The organism is Streptomyces sp. NBC_00009, from assembly GCF_045040855.1.
Lineage (GTDB): Bacteria > Actinomycetota > Actinomycetes > Streptomycetales > Streptomycetaceae > Streptomyces > Streptomyces aureus.
On the sequence record NZ_CP108312.1, the window covers coordinates 4,587,265 to 4,601,832 of the forward strand.

Annotated in this window: 12 protein-coding genes; 10 read left to right on the plus strand and 2 right to left on the minus strand. The window is 70.6% G+C overall.

What is annotated here, in order from left to right:
• Positions 1–20: 20 nt before the first annotated feature.
• The 7 genes from rsmA to OHA58_RS20835 all read left to right on the plus strand — a co-directional run bounded on the left by rsmA (position 21) and on the right by OHA58_RS20835 (position 8,924).
• Positions 21–884 (plus strand): 16S rRNA (adenine(1518)-N(6)/adenine(1519)-N(6))-dimethyltransferase RsmA, encoded by an 864-nt coding sequence (rsmA, locus tag OHA58_RS20805; protein ID WP_227295208.1) that lies wholly within the window; start codon positions 21–23, stop codon positions 882–884.
• Entirely contained in the window at positions 881–1,789 is a 909-nt protein-coding gene (locus OHA58_RS20810) for a 4-(cytidine 5'-diphospho)-2-C-methyl-D-erythritol kinase (RefSeq protein WP_405480547.1), read from the plus strand. The genes rsmA and OHA58_RS20810 overlap by 4 nt, the downstream gene beginning before the upstream one ends.
• A gap of 77 nt (positions 1,790–1,866) precedes the next feature.
• Positions 1,867–2,112, plus strand: a complete 246-nt coding sequence (locus OHA58_RS20815) for a hypothetical protein (protein WP_405480548.1) — start codon at positions 1,867–1,869, stop codon at positions 2,110–2,112.
• A 49-nt stretch (positions 2,113–2,161) separates the two neighbouring features.
• On the plus strand, positions 2,162–3,982 hold the full coding sequence (locus OHA58_RS20820) for an ABC-F family ATP-binding cassette domain-containing protein (RefSeq protein ID WP_405480550.1): 1,821 nt from the start codon (positions 2,162–2,164) through the stop codon (positions 3,980–3,982).
• Positions 3,983–4,172: 190 nt separating this feature from the next.
• Positions 4,173–5,981 (plus strand): PQQ-binding-like beta-propeller repeat protein, encoded by a 1,809-nt coding sequence (locus OHA58_RS20825; RefSeq protein WP_405480551.1) that lies wholly within the window; start codon positions 4,173–4,175, stop codon positions 5,979–5,981.
• Between the two features lie 73 nt (positions 5,982–6,054).
• The gene (locus OHA58_RS20830) at positions 6,055–7,938 is read left to right on the plus strand and encodes a PQQ-binding-like beta-propeller repeat protein (RefSeq protein ID WP_405480553.1); all 1,884 of its coding nucleotides are present in this window, start codon (positions 6,055–6,057) and stop codon (positions 7,936–7,938) included.
• 248 nt (positions 7,939–8,186) lie between these two features.
• On the plus strand, positions 8,187–8,924 hold the full coding sequence (locus OHA58_RS20835; protein WP_405480554.1) for a LuxR C-terminal-related transcriptional regulator: 738 nt from the start codon (positions 8,187–8,189) through the stop codon (positions 8,922–8,924).
• Between the two features lie 22 nt (positions 8,925–8,946).
• Here the strand turns inward: OHA58_RS20835 and OHA58_RS20840 are convergent, their stop codons facing one another.
• Both OHA58_RS20840 and OHA58_RS20845 read right to left on the minus strand, forming a co-directional pair.
• Entirely contained in the window at positions 8,947–9,225 is a 279-nt protein-coding gene (locus OHA58_RS20840; protein ID WP_227295200.1) for a hypothetical protein, read from the minus strand.
• An 18-nt stretch (positions 9,226–9,243) separates the two neighbouring features.
• Positions 9,244–10,926 carry a sodium:solute symporter family protein gene (locus tag OHA58_RS20845; RefSeq protein ID WP_382627077.1) on the minus strand — a complete coding sequence of 561 codons (1,683 nt, stop codon included), beginning with the start codon at positions 10,924–10,926 and terminating at the stop codon, positions 9,244–9,246.
• Between the two features lie 211 nt (positions 10,927–11,137).
• Between OHA58_RS20845 and galT the strand changes: the two genes are divergently transcribed.
• The 3 genes from galT to galK are packed head-to-tail and all read left to right on the plus strand — an operon-like array spanning position 11,138 to position 14,343.
• Entirely contained in the window at positions 11,138–12,199 is a 1,062-nt protein-coding gene (gene galT / locus OHA58_RS20850) for a galactose-1-phosphate uridylyltransferase (protein WP_405480555.1), read from the plus strand.
• On the plus strand, positions 12,196–13,161 hold the full coding sequence (gene galE, locus OHA58_RS20855) for a UDP-glucose 4-epimerase GalE (protein WP_405480557.1): 966 nt from the start codon (positions 12,196–12,198) through the stop codon (positions 13,159–13,161). The genes galT and galE overlap by 4 nt, the downstream gene beginning before the upstream one ends.
• A gap of 3 nt (positions 13,162–13,164) precedes the next feature.
• Positions 13,165–14,343 carry a galactokinase gene (galK, locus tag OHA58_RS20860; RefSeq protein WP_405480558.1) on the plus strand — a complete coding sequence of 393 codons (1,179 nt, stop codon included), beginning with the start codon at positions 13,165–13,167 and terminating at the stop codon, positions 14,341–14,343.
• Positions 14,344–14,568: the final 225 nt, after the last annotated feature.

Consider the following 14,568-nt stretch of genomic DNA (forward strand, 5'->3'; position numbering starts at 1 on the left):
GCGCCCCGTACCCTGAGACCGTGAGCACCACTGACCCCCAGGGCCCCCTGCTTGGCCCCGCCGACATCCGCGAACTGGCGGCAGCCCTGGGCGTGCGGCCCACGAAACAGCGCGGCCAGAACTTCGTCATCGACGCCAACACGGTCCGCCGCATCGTCCGCACCGCGCAGGTCACCCCCGAGGACAACGTCGTCGAGGTCGGCCCCGGCCTCGGCTCGCTGACCCTGGCGCTCCTGGAGGCGGCGGCCCATGTCACCGCCGTCGAGATCGACGACGTGCTCGCCGCCGCGCTGCCCGCGACGATCGAGGCCCGCCTCCCGCAGAAGAAGGACGCCTTCGCGCTCGTCCACTCCGACGCGATGCAGGTACGCGAACTGCCGGGCCCCGCGCCCACGGCGCTCGTCGCGAACCTGCCCTACAACGTCGCCGTGCCGGTCCTGCTCCACATGCTCGACACGTTCCCCACCATCGAGCGCACGCTCGTCATGGTGCAGGCCGAGGTCGCCGACCGCCTCGCGGCCGCCCCCGGCTCGAAGGTCTACGGCGTCCCGTCGGTCAAGGCCAACTGGTACGCGGACGTGAAGCGCGCCGGCTCCATCGGCCGGAACGTCTTCTGGCCCGCGCCGAACGTCGACAGCGGTCTCGTGGCCCTGGTCCGGCGCACCGAACCGGTGGCGACGACCGCCTCCAAGCGCGAGGTCTTCGCCGTGGTCGACGCGGCCTTCGCCCAGCGCCGCAAGACCCTGCGCGCCGCCCTGTCCGGCTGGGCCGGATCGGCCGCCGCCGCCGAGGCCGCCCTGGTCGCGGCCGGTGTCTCCCCGCAGGCGCGCGGCGAGGCCATCACGGTCGAGGAGTTCGCAAGGATCGCGGAGAACAAGCAGTGAGCGTGACGGTACGGGTCCCCGCGAAGGTCAACGTCCAGCTCGCGGTGGGCGCCGCCCGCCCAGACGGCTTCCACGACCTCGCCAACGTCTTCCTCGCCGTCGGCCTCCACGACGACGTCACGGCGACCGCCGCCGACGAGCTGACCCTCACCTGCGAGGGCCCCGGCGCGGACCAGGTCCCGCTGGACCGCACCAACCTCGCGGCCCGCGCCGCGATCGCGCTGGGCGAGCGGTACGGGATCGAGCCCCGCGTCCACCTCCACATCGACAAGGACATCCCCGTCGCCGGCGGCATGGCGGGCGGCTCCGCGGACGCCGCCGGCGCGCTCGTGGCCTGCGACGCACTGTGGGGCACCGGCGCCACCCGGGACGAACTCCTCGACATCTGCGCCGAGTTGGGCAGCGATGTGCCGTTCAGTCTGGTCGGCGGGGCGGCGCTCGGCACCGGACGCGGCGAGAAGCTTCAACTCCTGGACGTGGGCGGCGAGTTCTGGTGGGTGTTCGCGGCCGCCGACGGAGGGCTCTCGACGCCCGCCGTGTACGGCGAGTTCGACCGAATCGCCGAGAACACGGCGGGGCGTGCGATCCCCGAGCCGGAGGCCTCGCCCGCCCTGCTCGACGCGCTGCGCTCCGGCGACGCGACCGCGCTGGCCGCGACGCTCACGAACGACCTCCAGCCTGCCGCGCTCTCCCTGTTCCCCGCGCTGAAGGACACCCTCGACGCGGGCACGGCGGCGGGCGCCCTCGCGGGCCTGGTCTCCGGCTCGGGCCCGACGACGGCGTTCCTCTGCGCGGACGAGACGTCGGCGCGGGCGGTCGCCGCCGCCCTCACGGCGTCCGGCACCTGCCGCTCCGTACGGGTCACGACGTCTCCGGCGCCGGGCGCGACGGTCGTCCAGCGCTGACGCAGTCGGACGTACTCACGGGTAACTGAGTACGTCCGCGCTGCCGCCCCATCGCCCCGCGCGGCACTGTGGCGTACATGACCACCGACACCCCCGGTTCCCGCCCGCGCGGGAGCCGCCGCCGCAGGATGCGCCGCGCCGCCGTCCCCCTGGGCACCCTCGCCCTGCTCGGAGTCCACGCGGCACTCGCCACCCGCGGTCACCTGCTGCCGCCCCCGGCAGGACCCGGCCAGGTCCGGGTCGCGCGGCCGCGCGAGGTCGTGGCGCTCGGGCGGGCCGCCGCGGGCCGGGGCGGGCGACGGCCTGTGCGGCGGAGGCCCTGAGCCGGGCGACTACGCTGGAAGACTGATCCACCCCCTTGTCAGGAGCGAAATGGCAGTCAACCTGGTCAATGTCGAGGCAGTCAGCAAGGTGTACGGCACCCGTGCCCTGCTCGACGGCGTATCGCTCGGCGTGTCCGAGGGGGACAGGATCGGTGTCGTCGGGCGTAACGGCGACGGCAAGACCACCCTCATCCGGATGCTCGCCAAGCTGGAGGACGCCGACACCGGCCGCGTCACCCACAGCGGCGGCCTGCGCCTCGGCGTCCTCACGCAGCACGACTCCCTCGACCCCGAGGCGACCGTCCGGCACGAGGTCATCGGCGACCTCGCCGACCACGAGTGGGCGGGCAACGCCAAGATCCGCGACGTCCTCACCGGCCTCTTCGGCGGACTCGACCTGCCCGGCTTCCCGCAGGGCCTCGACACGGTCATCGCGCCGCTGTCCGGCGGCGAGCGCCGCCGCATCGCGCTCGCGAAGCTCCTCATCGGCGAGCCCGACCTGATCGTCCTCGACGAGCCCACCAACCACCTCGACGTCGAGGGCATCTCCTGGCTCGCGAGCCACCTCCAGGCCCGCCGCTCCGCCCTCGTCTGCGTGACCCACGACCGCTGGTTCCTCGACCAGGTCTGCACCCGCATGTGGGACGTGCAGAAGGGCGACGTCTTCGAGTACGAGGGCGGCTACAGCGACTACGTCTTCGCGCGCGCCGAGCGCGAGCGCATCGCGGCGACCGAGGAGACCAAGCGGCAGAACCTGATGCGCAAGGAGCTGGCCTGGCTGCGCCGCGGCGCCCCGGCCCGCACCTCCAAGCCCCGCTACCGCATCGAGGCCGCCAACGAGCTCATCGCCGACGTGCCGGAGCCGCGCGACAAGAGTGAGCTGATGAAGTTCGCCAGCTCCCGGCTCGGCAAGACGGTCTTCGACCTCGAGGACGTCACCGTGCAGGCCGGGCCCAAGGTGCTCCTCAAACACCTGACCTGGCAGCTCGGCCCCGGCGACCGCATCGGACTCGTCGGTGTGAACGGCGCGGGCAAGACCTCCCTGCTGCGCGCCATGGCGCAGGCCGCCCGCACCGACGGCGAGGAGCAGCCCGCGACGGGCCGCGTCGCCGTCGGCAAGACCGTGAAGCTCGCCTACCTCTCCCAGGAGGTCGCCGAGCTCAACCCCGAACTGCGTGTCCTCCAGGCCGTGCAGCAGGTCCGTGACCGCGTCGACCTCGGCAAGGGCCGCGAGATGACCGCGGGCCAGCTCTGCGAGACGTTCGGCTTCAACAAGGAGAAGCAGTGGACGCCGGTCGGCGACCTGTCCGGCGGTGAGCGCCGCCGCCTCCAGATCCTGCGCCTGCTGATGGACGAGCCGAACGTCCTCTTCCTCGACGAGCCGACGAACGACCTCGACATCGAGACCCTCACGCAGCTGGAGGACCTCCTCGACGGCTGGCCCGGCTCCATGGTCGTGATCTCCCACGACCGGTTCTTCATCGAGCGCACCACGGACCGCGTGTTCGCGCTGCTCGGCGACGCCACGCTGCGGATGCTGCCGCGCGGCATCGACGAGTACCTGGAGCGCCGCCGCCGCATGGAGGAGGCCGTCGCCGCCTCGATGACGGCCGCCGCCCCGGCCCCCGCCGCGGGCACGCCGGAGAAGACGGTGTCCGCCGCGGACGCCCGTGCCGCGAAGAAGGAACTCCAGAAGATCGAGCGGCAGATGGACAAGATCTCCGAGAAGGAGACCAAGCTGCACGCACAGATCGCCGATAACGCAACGGACTTCGCGAAGGTGGCCAAGCTGGACAGCGAGCTGCGCGAACTGATCGGGGAGCGCGAGGAGTTGGAGATGCGCTGGCTCGAGCTCGCGGAGGATGCGTGAAGCTCCCGTAACAGACCCATCACGGGCCGGTGCTCCCTTGGGAACAGGGGAGCGACCGGCCCGATGTGGTACTGCACAGGGTGATAGAAAGGGCGCTCTGGGTTTGCCTGAGAACGACCAGAGAACGTCCAGAGAACGTCCTGAAATCGACCAGGCGAGCAGACACATCAGTGAAGAGGGGGGAGCGCTGATGACTCAGCCGCCCAACCAGCCGCCGCAAGGCGGCTTCGGAGCACCACAGGACCCGCAGCAGCCTCCGGGCCAGCCGCCGCAGCCGCCGGCCCAGCCGCCGCAGACGCCGCCGGCCCCGCAGCCCGGATACGGCTATCCGCAGCAGCCGGGCCCCTACGGCCAGCCCCCGCAGGGCGGCCCCTACGGTCAGCCCCAGCAGCCGGGTCCCTACGGTCAGCCGCAGCAGCAGCCAGGCCCCTACGGCCAGCCTCCGCAGCAGCCCGGCCCGTACGGCGCGCAGCAGCCCGGCCCCTACGGGCAGCAGCCCCAGTACGGCTACCCGCCGCAGCAGCAGCCCCCGTTCCCCGGTGGCCCCGCGGCCCCGGGCGGCGGCAAGAACCCCTTCAAGGGCCGCACCGGGATCATCGTGGCCGCCGCAGTGGCCGTCGTCGTGATCGCCGGCGGTGTGGTGTGGGCGGTCGTGGGCGGCGGTGACGACAAGAAGAAGGACCCCGTCGCCGACAAGAGCCAGGACCCCAAGCCCACCGGCTCCGCGCCGGTCGACCCGGGTGACGGCTCCGGTGATGGACGTGACGGCAAGGAGGACCTCAACGCGGGCCGCCAGGCCGGTGAGTCGAAGGTCCTCTGGTACAAGACGGCCCCCAAGGCCCCCGGTGACGGCGCGGACGCGCCCGGCATGTGGGTCACCGACACGCTCGCCGCGAAGGCGGTCTATAACGAGCTCGTCGCGTACAACATCTCGGACGGCAAGCCGAGTTGGCCGACCATCAAGCTCCCGCAGAAGATCTGCGGCGCCAGCGTGCAGAAGTCGGACGACGACAAGGTCGCCATCGCGTACATGAGCGGTGTCACCGACCGCGCCAAGTGCAACCAGGTCCAGCAGATCGACCTGAAGACGGGCAAGAAGGACTGGGAGAAGAAGATCCCCGAGGGGGACCTCTTCGACGGCACCGGCAGCGGCGTCGAACTCACCTACGCGGGCAGCACGTTGATGGTCGGCCGCCAGATGTCCGGCCTCGGTCTGAGCGTCAGCGACGGCAAGCAGCTCTTCGAGAAGAAGAAGTACGGCGCGGCCTGCTTCCCCGGCGCGTTCGCCGGCGGCGAGCGCCTCCTTGCCGTGTCCTCCTGCGGTGCCTCCACGGACAAGGAGCACGACGAGATCCAGGAGCTGGACCCGGCGACGGGCAAGGCGAAGTGGACCAAGCCGTTCCCCAAGGGCTGGAAGGTCGCCCGCGCCTACTCCGTCTCGCCGGTCGTCCTCTACCTCACCAACGAGGACAAGAAGCAGTGGAACATCACCACGCTGAAGAACGGCAGCAGCGCGGTGCGTTCCGAGGTCTCGGTCGACGAGGACTTCGCCCCCGAGTGCGGCTGGGCCATCCTCGACCGTGACCTCCAGGGCTGCACGGGCGTCGCGGCCGACACCAACACGCTCTACCTGCCGACCAAGGCCACCAGCGGCACCGCCAACGAGGTCGTCGCGATCAGCCTGGAGACCGGCAAGGAGCGCTGGCGCGCGAAGTCGCCGGTGGCGCAGAACATGCTGCCGCTGAAGACCTCGAGCGGCGCGGTGATCGCCTACGTCAACGCCTCGTACGACGCCGGAGGCAGGGTCGTGTCGATCGCGACGGCGGGCTCGCACACGCCGAAGACCCTGCTGCAGAACCCGGCGGGAACCGCGCAGATCGAGAACGGCTTCTACTCCAAGGCGATCGACTACGTCGACGGGCGCTTCTACATCTCCACGACACGCCTGTCCGGCACCGCCAAGGGCGAGGAGAAACTGATGCTGGCGTACGGCAAGTGACTGCCGCAGCCCCAGTGACCGCCCACCGCACCGCCGCCCGCTCCTTCTCCCCGTCACCCGAGGTACAGACGTCATGACGCAGCCGCCCCAGCCGCCCAACGAGCCGCCGCAGGGCCCGCCCCAGGGCCCGCCGCCGGTGGGCTTCGGCAAGCCGCAGGACCCCCCGCCCGGAGGCTTCGGCGCCCCGCAGGACCCCCCGCCCGGAGGGTTCGGCGCGCCCACGCCGCCGCCCCCGCCCGCGCAGCAGCCCGGTTACGGCTACCCGCAGGCGCCCCAGACGCCGCCCCCGGCGCAGCCGCCCTCCCAGCCGCCCACGCCGCCGCAGGGCCAGCCCGGGGGTTACGGCCACCCGCAGCCCCCTGCCCCCAACTACGGCTACCCGCAGGCCCCCCAGGGCCAGCCGCCGACGCCCCCGCAGGGCTACGGCTACCCGGGCCAGCAGCCGCCGCAGTACGGCGCCTACCCGCCGCCGGTCACCACGCCCATGCAGGCGGCGGGCGGCGGCGCCGGCAAGAAGATCAGCTCCCAGATGATGATCATCATCGGCGCTGTCGTCGCGGTCGCCCTGATCATCGGCGGCGGCGTCTGGTACTCCACGTCATCCGGTGACGACAAGACGGACGCCAGCACCGCGGGCCCCACCGGCGGCACCGACAAGGGCGGCGACGAGAACAAGGGCGGTTCCGGCGGCACCACGACCGGCGGCGCGAGCAAGGAGAAGGTCCCGGCGAACACCAGCTCCCAGGTCCTCTTCCAGCTGCCCCAGCACGAGGTGCCCAAGGACGAGGTGTTCAGCACCAAGGGCTCCTGGCTCACGGACACGACGTACGCCAAGGCGGGTCTGGGCGAGATCAACGGCTACGCCGCGGACACCGGCAAGAAGTCCTGGACGCTCCCGCTGCCCGGCCAGACGTGCGGCGGCGCCCCCGAGGTCACCCAGGACGGCCTGAGCGCGGTCATCAGCGAGGCGTCCCCGCGCAAGCCCAAGGAGTACGACTACCAGCCGTGCACCAAGATCACGGTCTTCAACGTCGACACGGGCAAGAAGCTGTGGACGAAGAGCGTCGGCAGCGGCGGGCGTGACATCCCGTTCAAGGAACTGTCGATCACCGGCTCCACGCTGGCGGTCGGCGGCGGCTACGACGGCGGTGCGGCCTTCGACATCAAGTCGGGCAAGATCCTTTGGCAGCCCCAGACCGGCTCCTGCGAGGACGTCGGCTACCGCGGCGGCGAGCAGCTGGTCGCCGTGCGCAAGTGCGGTGACTACGGCGACGAGAAGCACCAGGTGCAGCTCCTCGACCCGGCGACGGGCAAGCCGAAGTGGACCTACAAGATCCCGGCCGACGTGAACGTCATCTCCGTCGTCTCCACCCAGCCGGTCACCTTCGTGATCGCCACCGGCGAGGAGGTCGAGATGTCGGACCTGTTCTCCCTCGACGACACCGGCAAGCTGCGCGCCAAGGTCTCGCTGGAGAAGGACCGGTACGACTTCGACTGCGAGGTCGGCGAGATGCACGGCTGCCGTGGCATCACGGTCGGCAACGACCGCGTCTACATGCCGACCCGCGAGCACGACGGCGGTGGCACGTCCGGCATGACCAACGAGATCGTGTCGTTCTCCCTGGCGAACGGCCGGCTCACCGGTGACCGCGTCGACGGCGGCGAGTACACGCTCTTCCCGGTCCGCATGGACGGCGGGAACGTCCTGGCGTACAAGGACGGCCCCTACGACAAGGGCGCCGAGATCGTCACGATCGACCCGAAGACGCTGAAGCAGAAGACGCTCCTGGTCACTCCGGCGACGGAGACCGTGACCAGCGTCATCAGCAGCATGACCCCCACCCAGTCCGAACTGCTCTACACCAACGGCAGGCTGGCCATGGGCAAGGAACTGATCTCCAAGCCGTACTCGGCGGACGAGAAGGAGTACGAGGCCGTGGTCTTCGCGGCGAAGTAACTCCCGGGCCGCTCACCGCGGCCGCGCGACGGCCCCGCACCCGGACAGGGTGCGGGGCCGTCGGCATATGCGCCGCCCGCCGGGAGATTCCGGCATTCCGGGTCACTTCTCACCAGTAGGGGAAGCGCAACGCCGAACGAGCGTGTAGCTTCCGGGAGATGGCGGAGGTCGGAGAGTCGGGGGGCTTTCCGGACCATGGGGGTTCTCGGGGTCCCACGGGATCCCGGGGGATGTGGGGGGATGGCTCTATGGGTGTGCGGCTCATGGTCGTCGACGACCATCGACTGCTCGCCGAGGCGCTCGCCTCGGCTCTCAAGCTGCGCGGGCACCGGGTGCTCGCGGCGGCCGCGCCCGCCGCGGGAGCGGCCGAGCTGGTGATCGCGAGGGCGCCCGAGGTCTGCCTCATCGGTACGGCGACGCCCGCGGAGCCGGGCATCTTCGACCCGATCGTGCGCATCAAGCGGGAGCGCCCGCAGGTGGCGGTGGTCGTCCTCGGGCCCGTGCCGTCACCGCGCGGGATCGCGGCGGCGTTCGCGGCCGGCGCCTCCGGCTACGTACGGCACGACGAGCGGATCGAGGGGGTCGAGCGCGCGCTGATGAAGGCGCGGGCGGGAGAGGCGGCCGTGGCGCCGCAGCTGCTGCAGGGGGCCTTCAGCGAGCTGCTCAACCCGGCCGCGCAGCCCGACGACGAGGGGCAGCGGCTCCTGCAGATGCTGACGCCGCGCGAGGTCGAGGTGCTGGTGCGGGTCGCGGACGGCGAGGACACCCGGCTGATCGCGGCCGGCATGGGCATCGCCCCGAGCACGGCCCGTACACATGTGCAGCGGGTCCTGATGAAGCTGGGGGTCGGCTCGCGGCTGGAGGCGGCGGCGCTGGCGGCGCGCACGGGGCTCCTCGACCGGGCGGGGCCGGTGCAGGTGACGAGCCACCCCGACCAGCCCGACCACCCCGACATGCCGCAGGGGCCGGAGTCACCTGTGCGGTGAACTCCGGCCCCTGGCGTGCTGGTTACTCGGCGGCGTCCGGTGTCGGCGGGGCCGTCGGCCGCAGCTTCAGCCACACCAGGAAGAACAGCCCGAGGGCGAGCATGCCGAGGCCCGTCCACAGGTTGATGTTGATGTTCTCGGCCTTCTTCAGGTCCGCGTCGGACGCCGTGATGCCGGCGATCGTGACGATGACCCCGTAGACCGCGAACAGTCCGCCGATGATGCGCCGGATGTCGAAGAGCCGCGCCGCGGTCGCGGACTTGCGCTCCAACTCGGTGACTTCGTTGTGGAGTTCAGACATGGTTGATCGCGCCTCCGATCAGAGGGAGAAGGGGACGTAGCACAGTGCGGCGAGGACGATCGCGCCCCAGCCGAGCAGCGCGGGCTTGCGGTACCAGGCGTCGTCGCCCTCGGCGGGCGGCTCCTCCAGGCCGGGCGCCGTCGTCCCGTACACGAGGCCCGCGAGCTCGGCCTCCGGCTTGGGCGCGGTGAACAGGGTGACGACGACCATGACGACCGCACCGGCGACGAAGCCGACGATCGCGGACACGAAGTTGGCGCCCTGGTCGGTCGGGATGTCGATGACGCCCTGCTTGTAGATCCAGAAGTAGTTGACCATCGCGGCGGTGGTGCCCGCGAGCAGGCCCCACACGCCGGACTTCACCGAGGCGCGCTTCCAGAACATGCCGATGATGAAGACGACGAACATCGGGACGTTGAAGAACGAGAACAGCGTCTGGAGGTAGCCCATGATGTTCGAGAACGACGAGGCGATGAACGCCGTGCCGATCGACGCGAGGACACCGACGGCCGTGATGAGGCGGCCGAACTTCAGGTAGTACGCGTCGGGCTTGCCGGTCTTCACGTACTTGGCCCAGATGTCGTACGTGAACACGGTGTTGAAGGACGACACGTTCGCCGCCATGCCCGCCATGAACGCGGCGAGCAGACCGGTCACCGCGATGCCGAGCACGCCGTTGGGCAGCAGCTCCTGCATCAGGTAGGGGATCGCGTCGTTGTACGTCAGGCCCGAGCCGGCCGTGCCGATCTTCGGGACGAGGACGGCGGCGACCATGCCCGGGATCATCACCAGGAAGACGATGAAGATCTTCGGGAACGCGGCGATGAGCGGGGTGCGCTGGGCGGCGGAGAGGTTCTTCGCGGACAGGGCGCGCTGCACCTCGGCGAAGTTCGTCGTCCAGTAGCCGAAGGAGAGCACGAAGCCCAGGCCGAGGATGATCGTCAGCCAGTTCGCGCCGAGCGGGTTGGCCTCACCGATGCCCGTACCGCCCCAGGCGGAGAGGAAGTTGTCGCCGTGCGCGCTCTTCAGGGAGTCGGTCATGCCGCCCCAGCCGCCGACCCGCTTGAGGCCGATGATGCAGAGGGGGATGAGCGCGGCGAGGATCACGAAGAACTGGAGGACCTCGTTGTAGATCGCCGAGGAGAGTCCGCCGATGGTGATGTACGCGAGCACGAACAGACCGGCGACGACGATCGCGAGCCACTGCGGCCAGCCGAGCAGCGCCTCCACGACGATCGACAGGGCGTACAGGTTCACGCCCGCGATCAGGATCGCCGCGAAGGCGAAGAGTATGGAACTCAGCAGGTGCGCGCTCTTGTCGAACCGCTGGAGCAGGTACTCGGGAACCGAGCGCACCTTGGAGCGGTAGTAGAAGGGCATCATCACGAGGCCCAGGAAGACCATCGCCGGGATGGCGCCGATCCAGTACCAGTGGACGACCGAGACGCCGTACTGCGCGCCGGTCGCCGCCATGCCGAGGATCTCGGTGGCGCCCAGGTTGGCCGCGACGAACGCCAGACCGGTCACCCAGGCGGGCAGGGAGCGGCCCGAGAGGAAGAAGTCGAGGCTGGTCTTCACGGAGCGCCGGGCGGCGAATCCGATGCCGAGGACCACGGCGAAGTAGATCGCCAGGATCGCGTAGTCGAGGCCGTTGGTGGGCAGCCGGAGCCCCGCGGCCAGGGTTTGTGTGGGGGACAGCATGGAGAACTCGCTTCGTTGCGCGAACTGATCAGACCGGAACCTACGCGTCTATGTTCAATAAATGAACACTTCTGCTGAGGTTCTTTGTTTGATTGTGATGCGAGTGACACGCCACGCACCGACGGATGCGTTCGCGGCCTTGACCATCCCGTTGAACCATGCTTTGTTGTGTTTGATTATGTTGAGTTGATGCGAATGAGGAGCATCGGACGTGAAGAAGACGTCGACCCGGCTCGCCGACGGTCGCGAGCTCATCTACTACGACTCGCGTGACGACGTCGTGCGGGACGCGGTGGACCGGCGTCCGCTGGACCCCGTCGCCTCCTCCTCGCAGATCCGCCGCGACCCCCTCCTCGGGGACAGCGTCGCCATCGCCTCGCACCGCCAGGGCCGCACCTACCACCCGCCGGCCGACGAGTGCCCCCTGTGCCCGTCCGAGGGCGACCGGCTCAGCGAGATCCCCGACTCCTCGTACGACGTGGCGGTCTTCGAGAACCGCTTCCCCTCGCTCGCCGGGGACGCCGGCCGCTGCGAGGTCGTCTGCTTCACCTCCGACCACACGTCGTCCTTCGCCGACCTCACCGAGGAACAGGCCGGGCTCGTCCTGGAGGCCTGGACCGACCGCACCGCCGAGCTGTCCCACCTGGACTCCGTGGAGCAGGTGTTCTGCTTCGAGAACCGCGGCGCCGAGATCGGCGTCACCCTCGGCCACCCGCACGGCCAGATCTACGGCTACCCGTTCACCACCCCGCGCACCGCCCTCATGCTGCGCTCGCTCGCCGAGCACAAGGAGCAGACCGGCGGCCGCAACCTCTTCGACGACGTACTCGCCGAGGAGCGCACCGGCGAGCGGGTCGTCCTCGAGGGCGACCACTGGGTCGCCTTCGTCCCGTACGCGGCCCACTGGCCCTACGAGGTGCACCTCTACCCCAAGCGCCGCGTGCCCGACCTGCTCGCCCTCGACGACGGCGCGCGCACAGAGTTCCCTCAGATTTATCTGGAACTCTTGAGGCGCTTCGACCGGCTCTTCGGAACGGGGGAGTCCCCGACGCCGTACATCGCCGCCTGGCACCAGGCGCCGTTCGGCACCCTGGACGACTTCCCCGGCGTCCAGCGGGACGACTTCGCGCTTCACCTCGAGCTTTTCACTATCCGCCGCACTTCCGGCAAGCTGAAGTTTCTCGCGGGTTCCGAATCCGGCATGAGCGTGTTCATCAACGACGTGCCGCCGGAGACCGCGGCCGAGAGACTGCGAGAGGTAGCGAGTACATGAGCGGGAAGTACCTGGTCACCGGCGGTGCGGGATATGTGGGCAGCGTGGTCGCGCAGCACCTGGTCGAGGCGGGGCACGACGTCACCGTCCTCGACAATCTCTCGACCGGCTTCCGAGAGGGCGTACCCGCAGGGGTGACGTTCATCGAGGGCGACATCCGCGACGCCGCCAAGTGGCTCGACCCGTCCTTCGACGCCGTCCTGCACTTCGCCGCGTTCTCCCAGGTCGGCGAGTCCGTCGTGAAGCCCGAGAAGTACTGGGACAACAACGTCGGCGGCACCATGGCGCTGCTCGCCGCGATGCGCTCGGCGGACGTCCGCAAGCTCGTCTTCTCCTCCACCGCGGCGACGTACGGGGAGCCCGTCAGCACCCCCATCACCGAGGCCGACCCCACCGCCCCCACCTCTCCGTACGGCGCCTCCAAGCTCGCCGTCGACCACATGATCACCGGGGAGGCGGCCGCGCACGGCCTGGCCGCCGTGTCGCTGCGCTACTTCAACGTGGCGGGCGCCTACGGCAGCTGCGGCGAGCGCCACGACCCCGAGTCGCACCTCATCCCGCTCGTCCTCCAGGTCGCCCAGGGCCGGCGCGACGCGATCTCCGTCTACGGCGACGACTATCCGACGCCCGACGGCACGTGCGTGCGCGACTACATCCACGTCGCCGACCTCGCCGAGGCCCACCTGCTCGCCCTGGACGCCGCCCGCCCCGCCGAACACCTCATCTGCAACCTCGGCAACGGCAACGGCTTCTCCGTGCGCGAGGTCATCGAGACCGTCCGCCAGGTGACCGGCCACCCGATCCCCGAGGTCACCGCCCCGCGCCGAGGCGGCGACCCCGCCGTCCTCGTCGCCTCCGCCGCCACCGCGCGCGAGCGCCTCGGCTGGAACCCGTCCCGCGCGGACCTCGCGGGAATCGTCGCCGACGCCTGGGCCTTCGCCCAGGCACGCCAGGAGGGGTAAGTCATGTCCGTCGCCTCGCAGTTCAGCGATCTGTACGGATACGAGCCCGAGGGGGTCTGGGCCGCGCCCGGACGCGTGAACCTCATCGGCGAGTACACCGACTTCAACGAGGGCTTCGTGATGCCGCTCGCGCTGCCGCACACCGCGGTGGCCGCCGTCGCGCGCCGCACCGACGGCGTCCTGCGGCTGCACTCCGCGGACATCGACGCGCCGATCGCCGAACTGCGGGCCGACGAACTGACCCCGCTCTCCGAGTTCGGGCAGGGCGGCTGGGCCGCGTACCTGGCGGGCGTCGTATGGGCGCTGCGCGAGGCCGGGCACACCGTCACCGGCGCCGACATCCACCTCGCGTCGACCGTGCCGACCGGCGCGGGCCTGTCCTCGTCGGCCGCGCTCGAGGTCGTCACGGCGCTCGCGCTCAACGACCTGTTCGAACTGGGGCTCACCGGGCCCGAGTTGGCGCGGATCGCGCAGCGCGCGGAGAACGACTTCGTGCGCGTGCCCTGCGGGATCATGGACCAGATGGCGTCGGCGTGCGCCACCGAGGGTCACGCCCTGCACCTGGACTGCCGCGACCTGTCCGTCCGCCAGGTCCCCTTCGACCTGGCCGCCCACGGCCTCCAGCTCCTCGTCGTCGACACCCGCGTCAAGCACGAGCTCGGCGACGGCGCGTACGCGGAGCGCCGCGCGGGGTGCGAAGAGGGCGCCCGCGCGCTCGGCGTCTCCCACCTGCGTGACGTGTCCTACGCCGAACTGCCGCAGGCCCTCGCCAAGTTGGCGGACCTCACCGACGAGCGGATCGTGCGCTACGTCCGCCACATCGTCTGCGACGACCACCGCGTCGAGCGGGTCATCGAGCTCCTCGACGCCGGCGACGTACGGGCGATCGGCCCGGTCCTCACCGAGGGCCACGTCTCGCTCCGCGACGACCTGCGCATCTCCTGCGCCGAGCTGGACCTGGTCGTCGACACCGCGAACGCGGCGGGCGCGCTCGGCGCCCGGATGACAGGCGGCGGCTTCGGCGGCTCGGCGATCGTCCTGGTGGAGGAGCCGGACGCGGACGCGGTGACGAAGTCGATCACAGAGGCGTTCGCCGCGGCGGGCTGCACGGCGCCACGAGTCTTCCCGGCGGTCCCGTCAGCAGGAGCCCACAAACTCACCCCAGCCGCTTCGTCAGCGTGAACTCCTTGATTCCCGGTGGGTGGTCGGGGATGACGCAGGCGAGTTCGTAGCCGTGTTGGCGGTAGAAACCTGGGGCCTGGCTGTGTCTCTTGGTGCGCTCCGCGCACGGGCCCAGGTCTCCTCGCGTGGGGCGGGTGTGCTCAGCCGAGCCGCTTGGTGAGTGTGAACTCTTTGATTCCTGGTGGGTAGTCGGGGATGACGCAGACGAGTTCGTAGCCGTGTTGG

Bases quoted from the DNA above. Each gene is read 5' to 3' on its own strand.
- OHA58_RS20815 (WP_405480548.1), top strand. From the start codon at position 1,867: ATGACCACCGACACCCCCGGTTCCCGCCCGCGCGGGAGCCGCCGCCGC.
- OHA58_RS20820 (WP_405480550.1), top strand. From the start codon at position 2,162: ATGGCAGTCAACCTGGTCAATGTCGAGGCAGTCAGCAAGGTGTACGGC.
- OHA58_RS20825 (WP_405480551.1), top strand. From the start codon at position 4,173: ATGACTCAGCCGCCCAACCAGCCGCCGCAAGGCGGCTTCGGAGCACCA.
- OHA58_RS20830 (WP_405480553.1), top strand. From the start codon at position 6,055: ATGACGCAGCCGCCCCAGCCGCCCAACGAGCCGCCGCAGGGCCCGCCC.
- OHA58_RS20835 (WP_405480554.1), top strand. From the start codon at position 8,187: ATGGGTGTGCGGCTCATGGTCGTCGACGACCATCGACTGCTCGCCGAG.
- OHA58_RS20840 (WP_227295200.1), bottom strand. From the start codon at position 9,225: ATGTCTGAACTCCACAACGAAGTCACCGAGTTGGAGCGCAAGTCCGCG.
- OHA58_RS20845 (WP_382627077.1), bottom strand. From the start codon at position 10,926: ATGCTGTCCCCCACACAAACCCTGGCCGCGGGGCTCCGGCTGCCCACC.
- galE (WP_405480557.1), top strand. From the start codon at position 12,196: ATGAGCGGGAAGTACCTGGTCACCGGCGGTGCGGGATATGTGGGCAGC.
- galK (WP_405480558.1), top strand. From the start codon at position 13,165: ATGTCCGTCGCCTCGCAGTTCAGCGATCTGTACGGATACGAGCCCGAG.